Consider the following 18850-nt stretch of genomic DNA (forward strand, 5'->3'; position numbering starts at 1 on the left):
ACGCTCGCGGGCAGCTCGCCGAGCGGCGGTGCGCTGACGTTCGAGGTGGTCGCCGCTCCGTCGTCGGGCACCGTGGCGGTCACGAACGCGGCCACGGGAGCGTTCTCCTACACGCCCGCCGCGGGCTACGTCGGGACGACGACCTTCACCTTCCGCGTCAAGGCCGGGACGACGTGGTCGAACGTCGCGACGCAGACCGTGCGCGTGACCTCGGCCGCGGGGATCCGGGGTGCGTGGGAGCTCGACGAGGGGACGGGGACCACGACCGCCGACTCCTCGGGCTGGGGGCAGACCGGCACCCTGTCCGGCGGGGCCGCCTGGGTGACCGGGACGGACGGCAAGGCGGTCCGGCTGGACGGCACCGCCGGCAAGGTGTCGGTTCCCGCCTCCGAGGCGCTGGACGTGTCGTCGGCATTGACGGTCTCGGCGTGGGTGCGCCCGGAGCGGCACGCGACGCAGTACGTGGTGAAGAAGGCGGTGTCGGGGTCGTCCGACGGGTACGAGCTGGGGATCTCGAGTGCGGGGAAGCCGTTCCTGCGGGTCAACCAGAAGACGTCGGGTGACACGTTCCGGGCGAATGCGACGTCGGTCCTGCCGACGAACGGGAGCACGTGGGTGCACCTGGCGGGGACGTACGACGGACAGCGGTTGCGGATCTACGTGGACGGGGTCGAGCAGGGGAACGTCGCGGGCCCCGCGTCGGTCGGGGTCAACACGCTCCCGTTGACGATCGGCGCGCAGCCCGACGGCCTGTATCCCTTCCAGGGTGCGGTCGACTCGGTGCGTCTCTTCGACCGCGCGCTGACCGCAGCCCAGGTCGCCGCGCTCCACGAGTCGGTCGAGCAGCCTGCCCTGCCGCCCGTCGCGCAGGACGTCGCTGCCTCGACCACGATCGGTGCCGCGGTCACGGGCACGCTCGCGGGCAGCTCGCCGAGCGGCGGTGCGCTGACGTTCGAGGTGGTCGCCGCTCCGTCGTCGGGCACCGTGGCGGTCACGAACGCGGCCACGGGCGCGTTCACCTACACGCCCGCCGCGGGCTACGTGGGGACCGCGACCTTCACGTTCCGCGTCGGCGCGAACGGGCTCTGGTCGTCCCCCGCCACCGCGACGGTCAAGGTGACCCCGGCCGACGGTCTGCGGGGGGCCTGGGACCTCGAGGAGGGTACGGGGCTCAGCGCGGCGGACACGTCGGGCTGGGGGAACGCGGGGGCCCTGTCCGGAGGAACCACGTGGGTCACCTCCGGCGGTCGCTCCGCCCTGCGGTTCGACGGCGCGACGGGCAAGGTCTCGATCCCCGACGCGGACGCGCTCGACGTCTCGTCGGCCCTGACCGTCGCCGCCTGGGTGCGGCCCGAGCAGGTCGCGACCCAGTACGTGGTCAAGAAGGCCTCGCCGAGCGCGACCGACGGGTTCGAGCTGGGCCTGTCCAGTGCGGGCAAGGCCTTCCTCCGCCTCAACCAGGCGACGTCAGGTGACACCTACCGGGTCAACGCCACGTCGACCTACCCCTCGGACGGGACCACGTGGGTCCACCTCGTGGGAACGTACGACGGGCAGCGCATGCGGCTGTACGTCGACGGCGTCGAGCAGGGCTCGGCCGCTGGACCGGGGGCGGTCGGGGTCAACACGTTGCCGCTGCTCCTGGGCGGGCAGCCCGGCGGAACGCTCCCGCTCAAGGGGGCCGTCGACGGCGTCAGGCTCTACGACCGCGCACTGACGGCTGCCGAGGTCACCGCGCTCAGGACCCAGACCCCGCCCCCTGCCTGACCTCGCCCGGGCGGGCACGGTCCCCGCGCGAACCCCGGGCCGCGCGGACACGGCGGGCGAGCGCGCGACGACCGTGCCCCAGGGCCACGATCTCGCGCAGCAACAGCTGCCCTGGCCACCGGCCCAGCGCTGCGGTGAAGGACACCGTGCGCAGGCGCGAGGGATAGAGCTCGTTCTGGTCAGGGTAGAGCGACGGGTGCATGCACGAGTCGAGCAGGTCGAGGTCGGTGTCGGCAGCGAACCTCCTGACCGTGAGCAACCGGCCGAGGACTCCCGGCGCGTACTGCGCCCAGGACTCGGAGTACTCGTCGTACCAGGCGAAGAGGGTGCTGCCCGACCGGAGGAAGGCCGCCATGTACAGGGTCTCGCCGGCCGGGCGCAGCGCCACGAGGGTCGCGCGCCCCTTGGCCGCGTGTGCGGCGAAGACGTCGGAGAACCACTCGGGCCCCTGCCGCAGGCGGGAGAATCCCGGGCCGTCCCGGTCGGGATCGGCCTTCCACGTCTCGAGCTCGAACGCCAGGAAGGCCGCTGGGTCGTCGAGGGGATCGAGCGAGAGCGCGTCGAGGTCGGCAGGGGCACCCAGGGCCTCGGTGAGGCGGCGGGCCCGCCGCCGGACGGCCTTGGCGCGGGACCTCGGCAGGTAGCCGAGCGGCTCCGGAGCGTCCACCTCGGCGAAGCGGACCGCGGCGCGCTCGTCCCCACCCCAGACGTGGAGCCTCGCACCCTGGTCCGCGAAGGCCTGCTGGAGGGCCGCACCCCCGGGACCGTCACCCGAGACGAAGGCCATCTCGATGCTGCCGCCGAGCTCGTGCGAGAACCGGCGGAGCGCGCGCACGAGTCCTGTCACCGAGCGTCGGAGGTCGTGCTCGCGGAGCAGGGGGAGCCCGAACGACGTGAACTGGTTGAGGATCGGCCCGTCGTTCGACGCGTGGCGGTGCGGCCAGCGCCGGTTCGCCGGGACCATCTCGTAGGGCATGACCGCGAGCCAGGAGCCGTCCGCTTCGACGATCACGAGCCGCAGGGTCCGCCCGGTGTCGAAGTGTGCGGCGGTCGGGACGAGGAAGTCCGGACCGTAGAAGACGTTCGGTTCGACGGCGTGCTCGGCGAGGTCGTTCCAGCGGGCGAGGTCGTCGGCCTCGAGCGTGGCGACAGCGGCGAGCCGGACGGTCAGGGGGGAGGAGTCGAGAGTAGGCATGGAGACCCGTTCGAGAGGCGGCGCACGCGAGACGCCGCACGGCGGAGAGCCCATCAGGGCTGCACGATGAGATGACGGGTGCGAGAGAAGGCTCTCGATCGCCCCGTGGAGCTGGAGAAGTGAGTCAGCGAGCGGTCGACAGGGCCGCGGGCGGGCCCTCGCCGGGGTGCCCGAAGCCGAGCTCAGGGCCGAGATAGGTGGTACGTCGAAGGAACTCGGGATCGGCCGGTGCGGGGTCGGACGGGGCGTCGGTCCAGGCCCTGCCGGTGTGGCCCAGCGTCGCGGCGAGGATCCCGCGGTCGTTCCATGCCATGGTCGGGCGCCCTTCACGGGTAGTCGCCCCGATCATGACGCCTCCGCCGCGGACTCGCGAGGCGGGCTGACGAACCGACCGCGCAACCGCCGGAGCGTGGGGACGGACCGGATCAGGAGCCGGGGGAGGAGGCCGCGTGTCGCGAGCACGACTCCCACGAGCGGACGTCGGTCCCTGTAGAGGCCGGTGGGCCCGGCGTTCTTGGGGTGCAGGCACGGGTCGAAACGGTCCGCGGTCGTGCTGCCGAGGACGAACTCCTGCTCCATGACCCGCCCGATCACCCCGGGGCTGAACTTCGCGAACCGTTCGTCGTAGGTGTCCATCAGGGAGTAGAGCGAGCCGCCCGCGCCCAGGATCAACGACATGTACACGACGTCGTCGCCCGCTGTGAGCGTCAGCAGACGGAGGTTCTTGCGCTCGCGCAGCCCGTCGGTGACGTCGGTGAACCACTCGACCGCGCCCGGGGTCACCCGGAGGGCGCCGCCGTCCTGGTCGACGTCGCCCTTCCAGCCCGCACCCTCCAGAGCGACGAAGGTCTCGAAGGCGCGGGGATCGTCCCCGCGGTCCTCCATGGTCAGGGCCGATCCGGTCGCCTCCTCGAGGCGTCGGGTCAGGCGCTCGACCTGTCGACGCTTGGACCGACTCAGGGCGTCCCGGGGAGGGGGCGCGTCGCTCGAACGGTCGAGGAAGGCACGCTCGAACCGGGACCGCTCGAGCATCGGGATCTTCGCGCGCAGGCAGGCGTCGTGGAGCGCCTCGTGGAGCGCGCCGCTTCCCGGGAGGAGCGTGAGCTCGACGAGCGGGGGGATGCCGTTGCGCCGCTCCGCGAGGAAACCGAGCAGCTCGTCGAGCGCTGCTTCCGCGTGCTCGGTGTCGACGAGCGGCGCGCACAGCGGTGCGTCGTCCTTGAGGAAGGCGCCGGCCGTCGTCGCGTACCGCAGGGGGGTGCCGTGGAAGCGGCCCGCGCGGCTGAGGGGGAGCAGCGCGATCATGCGATCCTCGCGCTCGACGACGAGGAGCAGGATCCCCGAGGTACGGGCGAGGTGCCGGGCCGCCGAGAGCAGGTACGCGGGGGAGAGGAACGGGTTGGGCTCGAGCGCGCGGTCGACCAGATCGGCCCACCGTCCGGCTTCGGCAGGGGTGACGTCGCCGAGCCGCACGATCCGGGAGGTCGCGGGGCTCATGCGTCCGCCCCGGGGGTCCGGGCACGAGCGCTCCCGAGCACCGCGTCCAGGCGGGAGCGGGCACGGGACCAGTCCATCTCGTGGGCCCGTGCGGCGCCGGCGATCTTGGTCCGCGCGAGCAGCGTGTCGTCGTCCGCGAGAGCCGCCAGAGCCTGCGCGAGTGCGCGCACGTCGTCGGGCGGGACGAGGACACCCCCCGAGCCGACTGCCTCGGGGACTCCCCCGATGTCGGAGGCGACGACCGCGGCGCCCGCGGCCATGCCCTCGAGGGCGGTGAGAGCGAAGGGCTCCGCCCAGCGCGAGGGCACGACGACGACGTCGGCCGTCCGCAGGATCTCCCGGACCCGGCCACGGGGAAGGAAGCCCGTGAACGTCACGGGGGAGGCCGAACCCGATGCTCGGCGTCGCAGGTCCTTCTCGTGGAGCGTGAGAGGGGCTGCGGCGTCGAAGCCCGCGGATCCGACGACCGTGAGCTTCACGTCGTCGCGTGCGAGCTCGCGGACGGCGTCCACGAGGACGTCGGCCCCCTTGTCCGGGATGGTGCGCCCGACGAAGACCACGTGGAGGTGCTCGCCGCGAGGACGGGGCTCGGCCGAGGGAGAGCCAGGGGCGTCGACCCCGTTGTGCACGACGACGACACGGTCCCGGAGCGGCCGTGGGAGCAACGACACCGTCTCGTCGGCCAGGAAGCTGCTGACGCAGACGATGCGGTGCACCGAACCCAGCGTGCGGGCCAGCTCACGGTGACCGTAGGTGCGCAGGAGCTGGTTGTGGGCGTACAGGACCGGAAGGTGCCGTGACGGGTCGACGAGCGGGACGAGCTGGGGGGCGTTGTGCGCCAGGACGAACGACGGAGCCCAGGACGCCTGGTCCTGGACGGTGGCCGCGAACGCGCGGCGGGCGCCGAACCGGGGGAGGCCCACGCGCGACGACGCGGCGTCCAGGTAGCGGTCCGCGCGCCGCGCCGAGACCTGGGGGTACTCGACGACGTCCACGCCGGGATAGCGGTCCGGGTACGTCCCACGGGCCACGACGACCGACGACGGCGCGGACCCTGCGGACGCGCCGCGGACCAGGCCGTCCACGACGGTGGGTACAGCGCTGCCGGTCCTCGGGGAGTAGTGGTCGCCCGGCGTGATGACGTGGACGTACGGCCGGTCGACCGCGTCCGTGGATCGCTGCATCGAGATCCCTCCTGGCGGGCTCAGATCACGTCGGCGAAGCCACGCTCGAGCTTCTGGAAGATCAGCGCGCCGCCCGTGAAGGCGAGCCCCGACACCACGACCAGGGCGACGACCTGCCACGCCTCGGGGGCTGCCTGGCCGAGCAGCGACCAGCGGAAGCCCTCGAGCAGCCACGTGAGCGGGTTGATGTTGAAGATCCACAGCAGGTTCGCCGGGACGGCCTCCAACGAGTACGCGACGGGGGTCGCATACATGAGGATCTGGACGACCCAGGGCAAGGCGTACCCGACGTCGCGGTACTTGACCATGACGGCCGAGCTCGCGACCCCGATCGCGGCGCCCAGCAGCACGGCCAGCAGCGTCCAGAACGGCAGGAGCAGGATGGGCCAGCCGGGGTTGATCCCGTAGACGAACAGCAGGATCACGAACAGCCCGAACGCGACGGCGTAGTCCACGAGGACCGCGAGGATCGTCGAGAGCGGCACGAGCATGCGCGGGAAGAAGACCTTCGACACGAGCGACTGGTTCGCCACGAGCGAGGACGACGAGCGGCTCGCGACGCCGCTGAACACGTTCCACGCGAGCTGGCCCGCGAAGGCGAAGATGAAGTACGGGACGCCGTTGCTCGGCAGGTCCGCGACCTGACCGAACACGATCGCGAAGATCCCGGCCGCGGCGAGCGGCTGCAGGATGACCCAGGCGACGCCGATCACGGTCTGCCGGTAGCGCAGCAGGACGTCGCGCCGACCGAAGCTGATGAGGACCTCGCGGGCCTCCCACAGCTCCTTGACCGACGGCAGGTCCCACCGCCCGGGCGGGGTGATCACGGTCTTGCTCATCGTCACCACCTCTCGTACTGGAAGTCGGCCAGGACCATGCCGTGGGTCAGCGCCTCGTCGGACGTCACCTCGGGGTACGGCGGGTTGGGCAGGACCTCGAAGGCCCCCGCGCCCTCCCAGGCGTCGAGGATGCCGGTCTTGCACACGTACAGGTCGTACGTGTACTTGCCCGGCTTGAGCCACAGGTCCTTGATGGTCAGTGCGCCGCGCTGCGGGACGGTCGGGTCGAGCCACAGGCCGACGAGGCGCGAGTCGCACTGGACGACGATGTTGCCGTTCATGTCGTTGACGTGGCACGAGACGAAGTAGCTGCCGACGAGGTCCGGGTTGGCGTTCACCGCGAACTCGATGACCTTGTCCTCGGTGGGCTCCATGGTCTCCTCGGCGATCGTCGCCTCGGTGAAGCGGAGCTCGCCGGTGCCGGCACGTCGGGACGCGTCCTGCTGGGCGACGTGGAAGCTCGTGAAGCTGTTGCGGTACTCCGCGAGGGCGTCCTCGACGTTGCCCGCGTAGGTGAGCTTGCCTTGGTCGAGGTAGATCGCCCGGGTGCACAACGCGGAGACCGTCTGCGCCTGGTGGCTCACGTACAGCACTGTGCGACCGTCGCGCGCGACGTCGCGCATCTTGGCGAGCGACTTGGCCTGGAACTCGGCGTCGCCGACCGCGAGGACCTCGTCGATCGCGAGGATCTCGGTCTCGAGGTGCGCGGCGACCGCGAACGCGAGGCGCACGTACATGCCCGACGAGTAGCGCTTGACCGGGGTCTCGAGGAACTTCTCGACCCCCGAGAAGTCCACGATCTCGTCGAACCGGCGCTGGATCTCCTTGCGCCGCATGCCGAGCAGCGTGCCGTTGAGGTAGACGTTCTCCCGTCCCGTGAGCTCGGGGTGGAAGCCGGTGCCGACCTCGAGCAGGCTGCCCACCCGGCCGCCCAGCTCGATGCGGCCGGAGGACGGAGCGGTGATCCGGGTCAGGAGCTTGAGGAGCGTGCTCTTGCCCGCACCGTTGCGCCCGATGATGCCCAGGGCCTCGCCCCACGGAACCTCGAAGCTGACGTCCTTGAGCGCCTCGAAGTCCTCGAACTCGGGCTTGTGCAGCGGGTGCTTGACCCGGTTGATCACTGCCTCGGCAGCGGTCGTGGGCCGGAAGCCGCTCTTCGCGATGCGGTAGGACTTGCCCAGGCCCTTCACGGCAACAGCGGGATCCGCCACGGTGTCCCTTTCGGCATGGTGTCCGCGCGATGCGGATCGTGTGGTGGTCGGAGGAGTCTCGACCGGTGAGAACCGGGCCTTCTACGACACGGGCACACTATCAGCGGGCGGACGCCGGATCAGGCCCTGGAGCGGGTGGAATTCTCGGACAGCCAGGCGACGATCGGCGCGGTCGTGCGTTCCCACGGCAGCTGGTCCATCGCCCAGCGGTAGGTCCGCCGACCCTCGTCGTCGGCGAGCGCGGGGTCCGGACCCAGCCGCTCGACGAGCCAGGCGACCCACTCGTCGGTGTCGTTCGTGACGCGCGCCGGGGAGCCCGGGTGCGCGCTCGCGCCGTCGGTCGTGGCGATCACGGGGCGCCCTGTCGCGAGGGCCTCGCCGAACTTGACCGGGGCCCCGACCCCCGCGCGCACGGGGACCCCGACCACGCGCGAGACCGCCGTGAGGTCGGTCAGCGCGGGGACGCGACCGAGCCCGCGGAAGCCCTCGATCTCGGCGAACCGCGCGGGGGTGCCGCTCCCCGCGACGTGCCACTCGGCGTCGGGCACGGCCTCGCGGACGCGGGGCCACACGTCCTTGGCGAACCACGCGATCCCGGCGGTGTTCGGGGTCCAGGACCAGTTGCCGAACATCCCGACGACGGGTCCCGGCACGGCGGTGGGGGGTGGCGGCCACTCGGACTCGTCGATCCCGTGCGGCGCGACGATCCGCCGCGCGGTCCCGCCGTCCGGCAGGCGGTCGAGCTCGGCGGGGGAGCACACCGAGACGGCCGACGCATCACGCAGGACGCGGTCCTCGATCCGGCGGAACGTGGCGGCCTCACGCGTCCTGCCGTACCGGGACAGCCAGGGGCTCATGACGTTGTGGACGTCGACGAGGACGGGGACGCCGAGCCGGCGCCCGGCCCCGCGCAGCAACGCCCAGGACTCGAGGTGGGCCACGATCACGTGGTCGAACCTGCCGGAACGCGCTCGACGGCGAGCCAGGAAGTAGCGGCTCGGGTGAGGGAGGCGCTTGTAGACGAACGGGGCGAACCGTTCGACGGTCGCGATCTCACGCAGCGAGGCGTCGTCCTGGTCGCCCGCGAGCGTCATGACGTGGACCGAGCAGCCTGCGCGGACCAGGGCGCGGATCTGGAAGTACTGACGCCGTTGGCCACCTTGGCCGTGGCGGTCGGGTGTCTCGTTGCTCAGCCAGAGGACCGATCGACCTGCGGGCGCACGGGCAACGTCGGGCAGGTCCGTGTCCATGCGGTCAGCGTAGGGGATGGGCGCTGCCGTCCACCGTGCTGCGGAGGGGGTGAAATGTGCCTGCAGGAGCCCCGGGGGCGGCAGGGGCCCGACGTACGATCGATCCTTGGCCCACCTTTCGGGGCCCGACGGGAGCACCGACGTGACCGACTCGCCAGAGCCGAGCGAGCGCCCCACCCCCTGGTATCGACGGCGCCGGACCTGGGTGGTCGGCGTCGCGGGGACGGTCGCGGTCGCGACGGCGGCCGTGCTGGTCGTCCGCGCTGTCGACGAGGGAGCGGCCGCGGACCCCGGAGCGTCCGGGCCGCCCATGCCGACCGTGGTGAGCGCGAGCGAGCCGGGGGCTGCTCCGGTGTGCGGGTTCCCGGTGGTCGACAAGATCACCCACGACGGGGTCGACCCGGCCGAGCTCGGTGGGCGTCGCGACGTCGTGGACGACGTCGCGACCTTGACGGACGGCACGGTCCTCTCGATGCGCGTCCGCGACGGGCTGGTCTACGTCCTGGAGTGGGACCGGTCGAGCGCCTACCGCGTGACCCGCTACGACGTGACGACGGGCGAGGTCGTGGGCACGACGGACTTCGAGCTGCAGCTCGACGAGGGCAACGAGGCGTTCAGCCCCGAGCAGTTCGAGGTGGACGCGGACGGTGGCGTCTACTTCCTCGACACGCTCATGCAACGCCGCGACCTCGTCCGGTTCGAGCCCGACGGCACCCGGTCCTGGACCACGCACCTGCCCGAGGGGGACCAGACCGAGGGCGGGGTCCTCGACCTGTACGGCATGGCGATGTGGGACGACCTCGACGGTCGGCCCGTGGTCGGGGTGCACGAGACCGAGCGCACCCTGCACCTCGTGGGGACGGACGGGGAGATCCTCGGAACGCGCGACGACTTCCCGGGCCAGGTCCTGGGCCAGCTCCCGGACGGTGGGCTCGTGCTCGAGTCCTCGGGGTCCTCGGACGCGGGTTCCACCGACGACCTGACGGTCCTCGACCAGGACGGCGGTGAGGAGATGCACCTCGGAGCGACCGCGAACGGCAAGTGGGCGTTCGCCAAGCCCTCGCAGTACTGGTTCGACTCCGTGGTCGGTGTCGCTCCGGCCCCCGACGGTGACGGCCTCGTGGTGATCGAGGACGGCCTCGGGTTCGAGCACGTCGGCGCGGACGGAGTCCGCCGCGGTGTCTGGCCCGACGCACGGGCGGACCTCGATGCGGACTTCACGCTCCTCGACGGGTCGCCTCTCGTGCTCGACGACGGCACGTACTACACGCTGACGACGAGCGAGGGCGCCGTGGCCCTCACGGCGATCACGCAGGACCGCATGGCCTACCAGCTCGGTGCGCCCGTGAAGTACAACGCGGTCAACGACGGCTTCCTCGCGGTGATGGGCGCCGGGGCCGGGCTGGTGACCGACGAGGTCTACAACTACTTCCCGCCGGGCGAGGAGCCTGCGGTGCGCCTGAGCCTCGACGACTCGTGGGGACGCCAGGGCGACCGGTACGAGCTGCGCTTCCAGGTGCGTGGCGACCCACGCGTCCCGGACCCCGTCGTGGGCGACGAGCAGGTCGCCGAGATCCCGGCGGCCGGCGGGGACGTGCCCGTGACGCTGCCCGCCACGAGGCCCGGGGTCTACGAGGTCGACGCCGCCCTGGTGGACCGCGAGAGCGGCGACCCGGTCTCGGGGACCTGTCTGCGCTACACGGTGGGGACCCCTGGCGCCCCTCTCGACCTCGCCGGGCTGGCCGACGGCGCCGACTGGGGCGGGGCATCGGTCCTGCGCGGGGTGCAGCTCGCCGACCAGCTCGGTGTGGGCAGCTTCCGCTGGCAGCTCGACTTCGGGGCGATCGTGCCCGACCCGACCAGCACACCGAGCGCCGACGGGCTGGTCTGGGACTCGCTCCCGAGCGCCGGCATGCCCGAGCCCGAGGAAGGGGTCGAGACCGACCCGTTCGCCGAGCTCGCGGCTGCCGCGGCGCTCGCGGAGGCCAGCGGGGTCACGCTGACGCTCCAGCTCGGGTCCGGCGGCGAGGCAGAGCGGGCGGCGGTCGACGCGGGCACCTGGGAGGGATGGTCGCGCGAGATCGTCGCGGCGATCACGCAGGAGGCACCGGGGATCGTGGCCTGGCAGCCGTGGAACGAGCCGAACAACACGGGCTTCGACGACGGCGCGCAGTACGAGGAGAAGATCGGTGCGCCGTTCGCGGCGGGGGCGCGCGCCGCGTTCCCGGGCGTCCGGATCGTCGGCGGGAACACCCTGGGGATCGTGCCCGACTGGTGGGCCGCGCTCGTCGAGGCCGGCGGGTGCGCCTCGATGGACGTGGTCGGCATCCACCCGTACACGGGCCTCAACCGCTCGTGGGAGGAGCAGGGCTTCTCGCAGCCGGGCGACGACCTCGACGCGCTGCGCGAGGCCGTCGCTCCGTGCGGGGCCCCACCCGTCTGGGACACCGAGTCCGGCTGGTGGTCCGACGGCGTCGCGAACTTCTGGGCGGGCGGCTCGGACGTCGCGCGCAAGCTCCTCTGGTACGGGTCCGAGGGGATCGACGAGTGGACGTACTTCTTCTCCGAGGGCGGTTTCGGCGAGTCGGGCAACTCGTGGTCGCTCGTCCAGTACGGGAGCTACGTCAAGCCGGCCGGTGCGTCCTTCGCGGCGACCTCGGCCCTGCTCGCCCCCTACGGGGCGCCGACGTTCGTCGAGACGGGTGTGCCAGGCACGTTCGCGGCCTCGGCCGAGGGGCCGGCGGGCGAGCAGCTCCTCGCGGTCTGGGGCGACGACCTGTCGACCATGCTGCGCCTCACGGCCGACGGCGGCCAGAGCACGCTGCGGTTGCTCGACCAGTACGGGGCCGAGACGAGCATCGACGTCGGTGCGGACGGCGTCGACCTCCCCGTCACGGGAGCACCCGTCTTCCTCGTCGGCACGCCGGGCCAGACCCTGGGCGTGGGAGCCGTCGAGCCCTTCGGCCCGGACCTCCTCGCGGGTCGGCCCGTCACCGCCACCTCGACCCACGAGGAGGCCGACGCCCAGGTGGTGACGTCCGGGATGTTCGACGTCCGGGACCCGTGGCGGTCCGGGCGCCTCGCGGACGACGTCGTCGACGAGAACCCCTCGGTGACCGTGACGACCGACGGGCCGCAGACGATCGACCGCATCGGCGTCGCCACGGCAGGCATCCGGTGCTGCAGCATGGGACTGCGGGACTACACCGTCTCGGTCCAGCTGCCGGACGGCACGTGGCAGGACGTCGTCGAGCAGAAGGACCAGTTCTCCGACCGGGTCGCGGTGTTCGAGATCGACCCGGTAGAGGTCACCGCGGTGCGCGTCTCTGTGCCCATGACGACCGAGCGGGGCGTGCCCGTGCTCGCGGCGAACTACTCGGGCGTCGTGGGTGGGCTGCACCCGTCCTTCCTGCCGCTCTCGACCGAGAGCGCGTACGTCGCGACCGTGAGCGCGCTCCAGGCCTGGGGGCCCGGAGCCTGACCCGCGTCAGCGCGCGGCCACGCTCCGCCACACGGCCGCGTGCTGCGCCGCGCTGCGCTCCCACGTGAAGTCGGCCGAGCGGACCCGGCCGCGCTCGACCATGGCCGCGACCTCAGGGTCGTCCGAGAGCGCGAACAGGGTGGCCTGGGCGATCTCGTCGGGTGTCGGGTCCACGAGCAGGCCCCCGTCGCCCACGACCTCGGGCAGCGAGCTCGTGCGGGCCGCGACCACGGGTACCCCCGCGGCCATGCCCTCGAGCGCGGGCAGACCGAAGCCCTCGTAGTGCGAGGGGACCACGACGACGGCGGCGCCCGCGACCAGACCCGGCATGACGTCGTCGGGCAGGCGGCCGACGAGGCGCGTGCCCGCGAGCGCGCCGAAGAGCTCGTCCCGACGCCAGTTCCGCGGACCGCTCATGACGAGCGTGACGTCGGGGCGAGCGCTGTGGATCAGCGGCCACGCCGCGGCGAGGCTCTCGAGGTTCTTGCGCCGCGAAGCGCCGCCCGCGTGCAGCACGTACGGACCGGTGATGCCCAGGTTCTCGAGTGCCGCGACGTCGAGCGGCGCGGTGCGGAAGTAGCGCTCGTCGACCCCGTTGTAGGCGACGTGCGGGCGCTCGACGCCGAGCAGCTCGGCGATCTCGTCGGCGCTGAACTCGGAGACGGTGACGACGGCTGCGGCGCGCCGGGCCTCCTCGGCGGCCGCACGCACCGGCCGGGACTCGTCGTCGAACCGCCACGAGACCACGTCCTGGATGGTCACGACGTCGCGTGTCGGGTGCGGGGGCAGCTCGAGCCCGACGCGGTGGACGACGGCGCCGCGCGGGTAGACGACCCGGCCCGCGGCCCGGCGGAGCGCGGGCGAGGCGGTGCCGAGGCGGGAGAGCGGGAGGCGGAGCGTGCCGGGCAGGGGCGAGCGCAGCGAGCGTGCGACGACGCGCTTCACGGTCCAGTCCCCGGCGGCTGAGGGAGCCGACGACGCGGTGGGTGAATCCGCGCCCGGGGAGGGGGCCGAGAGGGCTCTGGCCGCCCGCGTGGCGACCTCCTCCTGATAAACTTGCGCGCCCATGGGCACCTCAACCGCGACGGTCGCGATCACCAGCTGCGGCATGCGGGGAGTCCGTTCTCTCGCGGTCCGGGAAGTGCCTCACTCTAGCGGCGCGCAACGCCTGGACCACGGTCCGGAGAGGGCGAAATGAGTCCTCGGACCGCGCTCGTCACGAGCTCCTACGCGCCTCGCACGGGCGGGGTCGAGACCCACGTCCAGCACGTCGCGCGCGTCCTCGCCGCGCGCGGGGAGACGGTCGAGGTGTGGGCGGTCGACCAGGGCGAGCACCTCGGGACCCGTGTGCTCGACGGCGTCACGGTCCGCTACCTGCCGACCCCCCAGCCCTCGCGCGGTGCTCGCGGCGTGCTGTCCTTCGCGGTCCGCTGGCCCGCGGCCGCCTGGCGATGGTCCCGCGCGTACCGCTCGCTGCGCCCCGACGTCCTGCACGTGCAGTGCTTCGGCCCCAACGGCGTCTACGCCACGGCCCTGGGGCGCCTCACCCGCACCCCGCTCGTGGTCAGCTCGCACGGCGAGACGTTCGCCGACGACCACGACGCGCTCGGCACCTCGTGGTGGATGCGGACCTGGTTCGGTGCCGCGCTCACCCGCGCGGACGCCGTGACGGGCTGCTCGACGATCGTCACCGAGGACCTGGCCGAGCGGTTCGGGTTCGCGGGGGCCGTCGTCGTGCCGAACGGCGTGGAGCTCGGCGGGGGTCCGGCAGCCCAGGTCGAGGGCGGGGGTCCGGCCGGGACGGCCACCGCTGCCGCGGGTCCGACGGCCGCCGACGACGCGGCCGAGCCCGTGCTGCTCGCGGTGGGCCGCGTCGAGCACGTCAAGGGCTTCGACCTGCTGCTCGAGGCGTTCGCGGCGTCGGACCTCAAGGACCGGGCGCGGCTCACGATCGTGGGGGACGGGTCGGAGCTCGCGGACCTGCGGCGTCGGGCACGGGCGCTCGGGGTCGAGGACAGCGTGTCGTTCCCCGGGATGCTGGGGCCGGACGCGGTCGCCGAGGCGCTGTCGGCGGCCACGGTCGTGGTCGTGCCGAGCCGCAAGGAGGCCGCGTCGATCGTGGTCCTCGAGGCCTGGCGGGCCGGGCGCCCCGTGGTCGGCACGGTGCTCGGAGGACCCCGCACGCTCATCACGGACGGCGTCGACGGCCTGCTCGTCGACCCCCGGGACGCCGCGGCGCTCGCGGGGGCGATCAGCTCGCTGCTCGATGCACCGGACGTCGCCGGCGCGCTCGGGGCCGCGGGGCGCCGGGAGGTCGAGGGCTACACCTGGGAGGCCGTCGTGGACCGGTACGACGAGATCTACGGGCGCGTCGTGAGAGCACGCTCTGCCCAGCGAGCGCGAGCGCCGAGGTAGAACCTCCTGCACGAGGTAGAACCCGGCGGGTACTACCTCGACGCAGGACGTTCTACCTCGTGAGGGGGTCCCGACGCTGCGTGCACGCCAGCACCAGGCACGTGACCGTCCCCACGAGCGCGAGGGACGCGACGACGTCGCTCGGGCGGTGCGCGTGCTCGAGCAGCGACGCGACGCACGCCACGAGGCTCACGACGACGGCCCACGCCACGAGAGCCACCGAGCGGCGCGGCCAGAGGAACACGACCGCGACGCACAGCGCAGCCGTCACCGCGACGTGCCCCGAGGGCAGGGTGTTCTGGGGGTAGGCCAGGTCGGCGAGGTCCGGCCGGTCGAGCGCCACGTCGCGGAGCCAGCGTGCGAGCGGGACCGTGACGGCCACGACTGCCACGGCGCGCACGACGGCTCGCCACCGACGTGCCCGCAGCGCGAGCACCCCGAGGACCGCGCACACGACCCCGAGCGCCACGGGCAGGGCCGGTCGCAGGACCTGCGCGAACGACCCGAGGAACGGGTTGAGCTGCTGCCACGAGACGAACGCGCCGTTGTCGAGCTGCTGTCCTGAGAGCGTGCGGACGGTCGCGACGTACGTCGCGGCGAAGACGGCGCCGAGCACCACGGCTCCTGCGAGCAGTAGCGGGACGCGTGCCGACCGCCCTGGGCGGGCATCGACGTCGTGCAGCTCGTCCGTGGTCATGGGCAGCCTTCCTGGGAGTACGTCGGGCGACCCCTGGGGGGCACCTGCGGGCAGCTGCGATCACTGTCGGACGACGACGGCGCGACGTGGGGAATCCGGTCGGGTGAAATCAGTGCTCCCACTGTGGCCCCGGCGTCGTTCGGTGTCTACCGTCGTACTGCAGATGCCCCGGGCACCGGTCTCGCGAGGTCCAGGGAAAGCGATCGCCGAACGACAGAAGGTCCTTCATGGCACGGAGTCGTGTGCTGAGCATCATCGACCTGACGGATCAGGAGATCGAGTCGTGGCGGGCGCTCGCGGCCCGTGCCGCCGAGCCCAACCCGTACTTCGAGCCCGAGATGCTGGTGCCCGCGGTACGCGAGCTCAGCGGTGGGTCCGAGCTGCGGCTGCTGGTCGTCGACGAGGCCCCGGGCGGTGCAGGCGAGCCCGCCGCGGCGGGGCAGGACGGCTGGTGGGCTGCGCTCCCGTTCGAGATGGTCCCGGGCGACAAGCACTGGCCGTGGCGGCATGCCTCGACGGGCTCGGACTTCTTGGCGCTCTACTGTCCTCTCGGTACCCCGCTCGTCGACGGCTCGCGCGTGGACGCGGCGGTCGAGGCGCTGGTCGACGCGCTCCACGAGAGGCGTCGTGAGCTCGGTCAGGCGGTGGACCTGCACTTGCTGGTCCATGACGGCAGGATCGGTCAGCGGCTCGAGGAGGTGTGCCGGGAGCGGGGCATCCCGGTGCACACGTGGGGCGGTGATCCCCGCGGTGCAGTGCGGTTCGACGAGGGCGAGCCCGGAAGCTGGGCCGAGCGGATGCCGCGTGGCAAGTCGCTCGCTCGCGGACGTAGGCGCCTCGAGCGCGCGGTGGGCGAGACCCTGGTCCTGGAGGACCGGGGGGACGACCCGGAGATCGCAAAGGCGTTCCTCGACTTCGAGCAGCAGGGGTGGAAGGGCGACGCGTCGCGTGGCGGCATGGGCTTCCGGAGCCGCCGTGGCGGCCAGGAATGGTTCACCCAGATGGTCGCGGGCTTCGCCGCGACCGGTCGCGCCCACGTGTTCGCCCTCGTGGCCGGCGGGGTCTTGCTGCACATGGCGGTGATCGTCTGCACGGGGTCCACCGCGTTCGGCTACTTCGACGTGTACAGCGAGGAGTGGGCCAGGTACGGTCCGGGGGCGATCGGGCGCATGATGGCGCTGTCCTGGCTCGACGAGAACTCGGACGTCGAGGTCTTCGACAGCTCGATGAACCCCTCGCTCTACAAGGACGCGACGGACCTGTTCCCCGACCGGCTCGCGATGGCCTCGTCGACCCTCGTGACGGGGGGCGTCTTCGCGCGCCTGACCATGCGGCTCATGCGCACGGCCGCGCGCGTGGTGCGGCGCTTCCGGTGAGGGCACGATCGGCGACGCTCGCCGGGGCGGTCGAGACGGCGGGGGGTGACGTCACGAGCCGGATCGTGCGCGTGGCCGACCTGGTTGGCGAGGACCTCGCGGCCTGGCAGCGCCTCGCGGACTCGTCGCTCGAGCCCAACCCGTACTTCGAGCCCGCGGTGCTGGGAGCTGCTGCTCGGGGGATGGGTGGAGGGCGTGCGGTCATGGCACTCGTCGTGGCAGACGCGTCGGGCTGGCTCGCGTTCCTCCCGTTCGAGATGGTGGGCCGCAACCGGCTGTGGCCCACGCGGCACGCGAGCCTCGACGGGCCGTTCGTCGAGCGGTTCGCGGCGCTGCGCGCGCCGCTCGTGGACGCGGCCCGCCCGCGGTTGGCGGTCGCGTCGCTGGTCGCGGCCCTCCGTGCCCGACGGCGAGCGCTCGGCCAGGCGGTCGACCTGCCGTTGCTGAGGGCGTCGGGGGAGACGACGACGCTGCTGCTGGAGGCTCTTGCCCGTGCGGGCATGCCGGTCCGCGAGTGGGACCGGATCTCGCGCGGTGCGTTCGTGCCGGGTGCGGGCGACCGTGACGAGCTAGGACCTGACCTGTCGGCGTCGCGGCGCAAGAACCTCCGGCGCCGGCGCAGGCACCTCGAGGAGGAGCTGGGCGGGGAGCTGCGGATCGTCGACGCGACCGCGGAACCGGGGATCGTCGAGCAGTTCCTCGACCTGGAGGCCGCGGGCTGGAAGGGCGACCGGGCCAAGGGAGGCGAGGCCCGGCGGGTGGTGCCCGGCGCCGCGGAGTGGTTCGCGGGACTGGTGGAGACCTACCGCGAGCGGGGTGAAGCGCACGTGCTGCGGGTCGGTCCGGCCGGGGCGCCCGTGTACCTCGCGGTGCGCGTCCGGCGCGACGGCGTGGTCTTCTCGATCTCCGACGCCTACGACCCGGCCTGGTCGCCGCACTCACCCGGGGCGTGGGGGCGGCTGCTCGGGATGCGCCTGCTCGCCGAGATGCCCGGGACGGTTCTGGTCGACAGCTGCATCGACCCGCGCCGGTACCCCGACGAGACGCTGCTCTACCCCGACCGCGTGGACCTCGTCTCGGTCACGTGCGCCGTGGGGAGCTGGCCGTCGCGGGCGCTGCTGTCGGCGGTCGTGGCGGCCGGGCGGGTCCGTAGGTGGGTGCGGGAGCGGCGGGGGTGAGGCGACGAAGCATGGCGGTTCATCGTCGTGGTGCAGCCAGCTCGTGCCGCACTGCAACGGGATCACGCACGATGGACCAGGGCCGGTAGGGGGTCCTCAGGGCGGAGATGGCATGCAGAGGGTGAGGTATTGATGACGTCACGACTGCTCAGTCGCGCGGCGGCGCGAACTGAGGTGATGCGTCGCCTCGACGGTCAGTTCAAGGCGCTGGGGATGAAGAGGCTGAGCGGCACGCCTTCGGGCTGGGTGAAGTCGAACGATCAGGGCAGGGGCGCCGCCGTGTGGCTGCGATTCGAGACCGTTGGTCGGATGTACTTGTTGATCGATGGTGGTGAGATGAGAAAGGCGACCTGCGTCGGTGCCGAGGGCGGATACGGGCCGGTGGGGTGGGAGATGTACAACATCGCGACAACCGTCTACAAGACGACGATGCTTCACGATGTTCTCTCTGCGCCTGGCCGCGAGCTGCTGCGGGAGAGTGCGGCGCGGTTTGTCCAGCCGCTGGCGAATCGTTCAGCGGATCCGTACCTCGACGATTCCAGATTTCTGGAATGGCGACTGACGAATCGTGATGCCTTCTTCCCGCTTCCTGACCTGGACTACGTGGATCAGTGGTGCGAGATCGTCGCGCCGGGGCTGCTCGACATTGCTCGGGAGCAGATTTCTAGGCTCTAGCGCTGCACGGTTCGAGGACATGCGGGGGATTGCCCACCTCGCGAGTCGCAGCTGGGGTGTCGTCATCGATCGTAGGAGATCGCGT

The 18850-nt window shown here is 72.4% G+C and carries 15 protein-coding genes; 6 read left to right on the forward strand and 9 right to left on the reverse strand.

Going from position 1 to position 18850, the window contains the following annotated elements:
• Positions 1–1767 (forward strand): LamG-like jellyroll fold domain-containing protein (locus tag ACFWFR_RS00075; protein WP_377620334.1); only part of this gene is annotated, 1767 nt, incomplete at its 5' end.
• Here the strand turns inward: ACFWFR_RS00075 and ACFWFR_RS00080 are convergent.
• From ACFWFR_RS00080 to ACFWFR_RS00110, 7 genes are all read right to left on the reverse strand, one after another.
• Complete coding sequence (locus ACFWFR_RS00080; protein WP_377620336.1) at positions 1739–2962, reverse strand: GNAT family N-acetyltransferase; 1224 nt, start codon at positions 2960–2962, stop codon at positions 1739–1741. The genes ACFWFR_RS00075 and ACFWFR_RS00080 overlap by 29 nt on opposite strands.
• A gap of 124 nt (positions 2963–3086) precedes the next feature.
• Complete coding sequence (locus ACFWFR_RS00085) at positions 3087–3275, reverse strand: hypothetical protein (RefSeq protein WP_377620337.1); 189 nt, start codon at positions 3273–3275, stop codon at positions 3087–3089.
• Positions 3276–3307: 32 nt separating this feature from the next.
• Positions 3308–4459, reverse strand: coding sequence for a GNAT family N-acetyltransferase (locus ACFWFR_RS00090; RefSeq protein WP_377620339.1), 1152 nt, complete (start codon positions 4457–4459; stop codon positions 3308–3310).
• On the reverse strand, positions 4456–5643 hold the full coding sequence (locus ACFWFR_RS00095) for a glycosyltransferase family 4 protein (RefSeq protein WP_377620340.1): 1188 nt from the start codon (positions 5641–5643) through the stop codon (positions 4456–4458). Before ACFWFR_RS00095 ends, ACFWFR_RS00090 begins: the two co-directional genes overlap by 4 nt.
• Before the next feature lie 20 nt (positions 5644–5663).
• Positions 5664–6482, reverse strand: a complete 819-nt coding sequence (locus tag ACFWFR_RS00100; RefSeq protein WP_056764177.1) for an ABC transporter permease — start codon at positions 6480–6482, stop codon at positions 5664–5666.
• Positions 6483–6484: 2 nt separating this feature from the next.
• Entirely contained in the window at positions 6485–7693 is a 1209-nt protein-coding gene (locus tag ACFWFR_RS00105) for a polysaccharide ABC transporter ATP-binding protein (protein WP_377620341.1), read from the reverse strand.
• Between the two features lie 119 nt (positions 7694–7812).
• Positions 7813–8943 (reverse strand): glycosyltransferase family 4 protein, encoded by a 1131-nt coding sequence (locus ACFWFR_RS00110; protein WP_377620342.1) that lies wholly within the window; start codon positions 8941–8943, stop codon positions 7813–7815.
• 106 nt (positions 8944–9049) lie between these two features.
• Here ACFWFR_RS00110 and ACFWFR_RS00115 point away from each other — a divergent pair, with 106 nt between their 5' ends.
• Positions 9050–12424, forward strand: coding sequence for a hypothetical protein (locus ACFWFR_RS00115; protein WP_377620343.1), 3375 nt, complete (start codon positions 9050–9052; stop codon positions 12422–12424).
• Positions 12425–12430: 6 nt separating this feature from the next.
• Here ACFWFR_RS00115 and ACFWFR_RS00120 read toward each other — a convergent pair whose 3' ends face one another.
• Positions 12431–13534 carry a glycosyltransferase family 4 protein gene (locus ACFWFR_RS00120; RefSeq protein ID WP_377620345.1) on the reverse strand — a complete coding sequence of 368 codons (1104 nt, stop codon included), beginning with the start codon at positions 13532–13534 and terminating at the stop codon, positions 12431–12433.
• 84 nt (positions 13535–13618) lie between these two features.
• Here ACFWFR_RS00120 and ACFWFR_RS00125 point away from each other — a divergent pair, with 84 nt between their 5' ends.
• Positions 13619–14839: a glycosyltransferase family 4 protein gene (locus tag ACFWFR_RS00125; RefSeq protein WP_377620347.1), complete on the forward strand. Its 1221-nt coding sequence runs from the start codon at positions 13619–13621 to the stop codon at positions 14837–14839.
• Positions 14840–14891: 52 nt separating this feature from the next.
• Here ACFWFR_RS00125 and ACFWFR_RS00130 read toward each other — a convergent pair whose 3' ends face one another.
• A complete protein-coding gene (locus tag ACFWFR_RS00130) occupies positions 14892–15536 on the reverse strand; it encodes a phosphatase PAP2 family protein (RefSeq protein ID WP_377620348.1) in 645 nt (214 codons plus the stop codon).
• Between the two features lie 227 nt (positions 15537–15763).
• On the opposite strand from ACFWFR_RS00130, the gene ACFWFR_RS00135 reads away from it, so the two are divergent.
• From ACFWFR_RS00135 to ACFWFR_RS00145, 3 genes are all read left to right on the forward strand, one after another.
• Complete coding sequence (locus tag ACFWFR_RS00135; protein ID WP_377620350.1) at positions 15764–16912, forward strand: GNAT family N-acetyltransferase; 1149 nt, start codon at positions 15764–15766, stop codon at positions 16910–16912.
• Positions 16909–18090, forward strand: a complete 1182-nt coding sequence (locus tag ACFWFR_RS00140) for a GNAT family N-acetyltransferase (RefSeq protein WP_377620352.1) — start codon at positions 16909–16911, stop codon at positions 18088–18090. The genes ACFWFR_RS00135 and ACFWFR_RS00140 overlap by 4 nt, the downstream gene beginning before the upstream one ends.
• 132 nt (positions 18091–18222) lie before the next feature.
• Positions 18223–18765: a hypothetical protein gene (locus ACFWFR_RS00145; protein WP_377620353.1), complete on the forward strand. Its 543-nt coding sequence runs from the start codon at positions 18223–18225 to the stop codon at positions 18763–18765.
• Positions 18766–18850: the final 85 nt, after the last annotated feature.

The organism is Oerskovia sp. NPDC060287, assembly GCF_042726775.1.
Classification (GTDB): Bacteria; Actinomycetota; Actinomycetes; order Actinomycetales; family Cellulomonadaceae; genus Oerskovia; species Oerskovia merdavium.

Excerpts from the sequence above, each read along its gene's own strand:
- ACFWFR_RS00080 (WP_377620336.1), bottom strand. The coding sequence starts at position 2,962 with ATGCCTACTCTCGACTCCTCCCCCCTGACCGTCCGGCTCGCCGCTGTC.
- ACFWFR_RS00085 (WP_377620337.1), bottom strand. The coding sequence starts at position 3,275 with ATGGCATGGAACGACCGCGGGATCCTCGCCGCGACGCTGGGCCACACC.
- ACFWFR_RS00090 (WP_377620339.1), bottom strand. The coding sequence starts at position 4,459 with ATGAGCCCCGCGACCTCCCGGATCGTGCGGCTCGGCGACGTCACCCCT.
- ACFWFR_RS00095 (WP_377620340.1), bottom strand. The coding sequence starts at position 5,643 with ATGCAGCGATCCACGGACGCGGTCGACCGGCCGTACGTCCACGTCATC.
- ACFWFR_RS00100 (WP_056764177.1), bottom strand. The coding sequence starts at position 6,482 with ATGAGCAAGACCGTGATCACCCCGCCCGGGCGGTGGGACCTGCCGTCG.
- ACFWFR_RS00110 (WP_377620342.1), bottom strand. The coding sequence starts at position 8,943 with ATGGACACGGACCTGCCCGACGTTGCCCGTGCGCCCGCAGGTCGATCG.
- ACFWFR_RS00120 (WP_377620345.1), bottom strand. The coding sequence starts at position 13,534 with ATGCCGCAGCTGGTGATCGCGACCGTCGCGGTTGAGGTGCCCATGGGC.
- ACFWFR_RS00125 (WP_377620347.1), top strand. The coding sequence starts at position 13,619 with ATGAGTCCTCGGACCGCGCTCGTCACGAGCTCCTACGCGCCTCGCACG.
- ACFWFR_RS00130 (WP_377620348.1), bottom strand. The coding sequence starts at position 15,536 with ATGACCACGGACGAGCTGCACGACGTCGATGCCCGCCCAGGGCGGTCG.
- ACFWFR_RS00135 (WP_377620350.1), top strand. The coding sequence starts at position 15,764 with ATGGCACGGAGTCGTGTGCTGAGCATCATCGACCTGACGGATCAGGAG.
- ACFWFR_RS00145 (WP_377620353.1), top strand. The coding sequence starts at position 18,223 with ATGACGTCACGACTGCTCAGTCGCGCGGCGGCGCGAACTGAGGTGATG.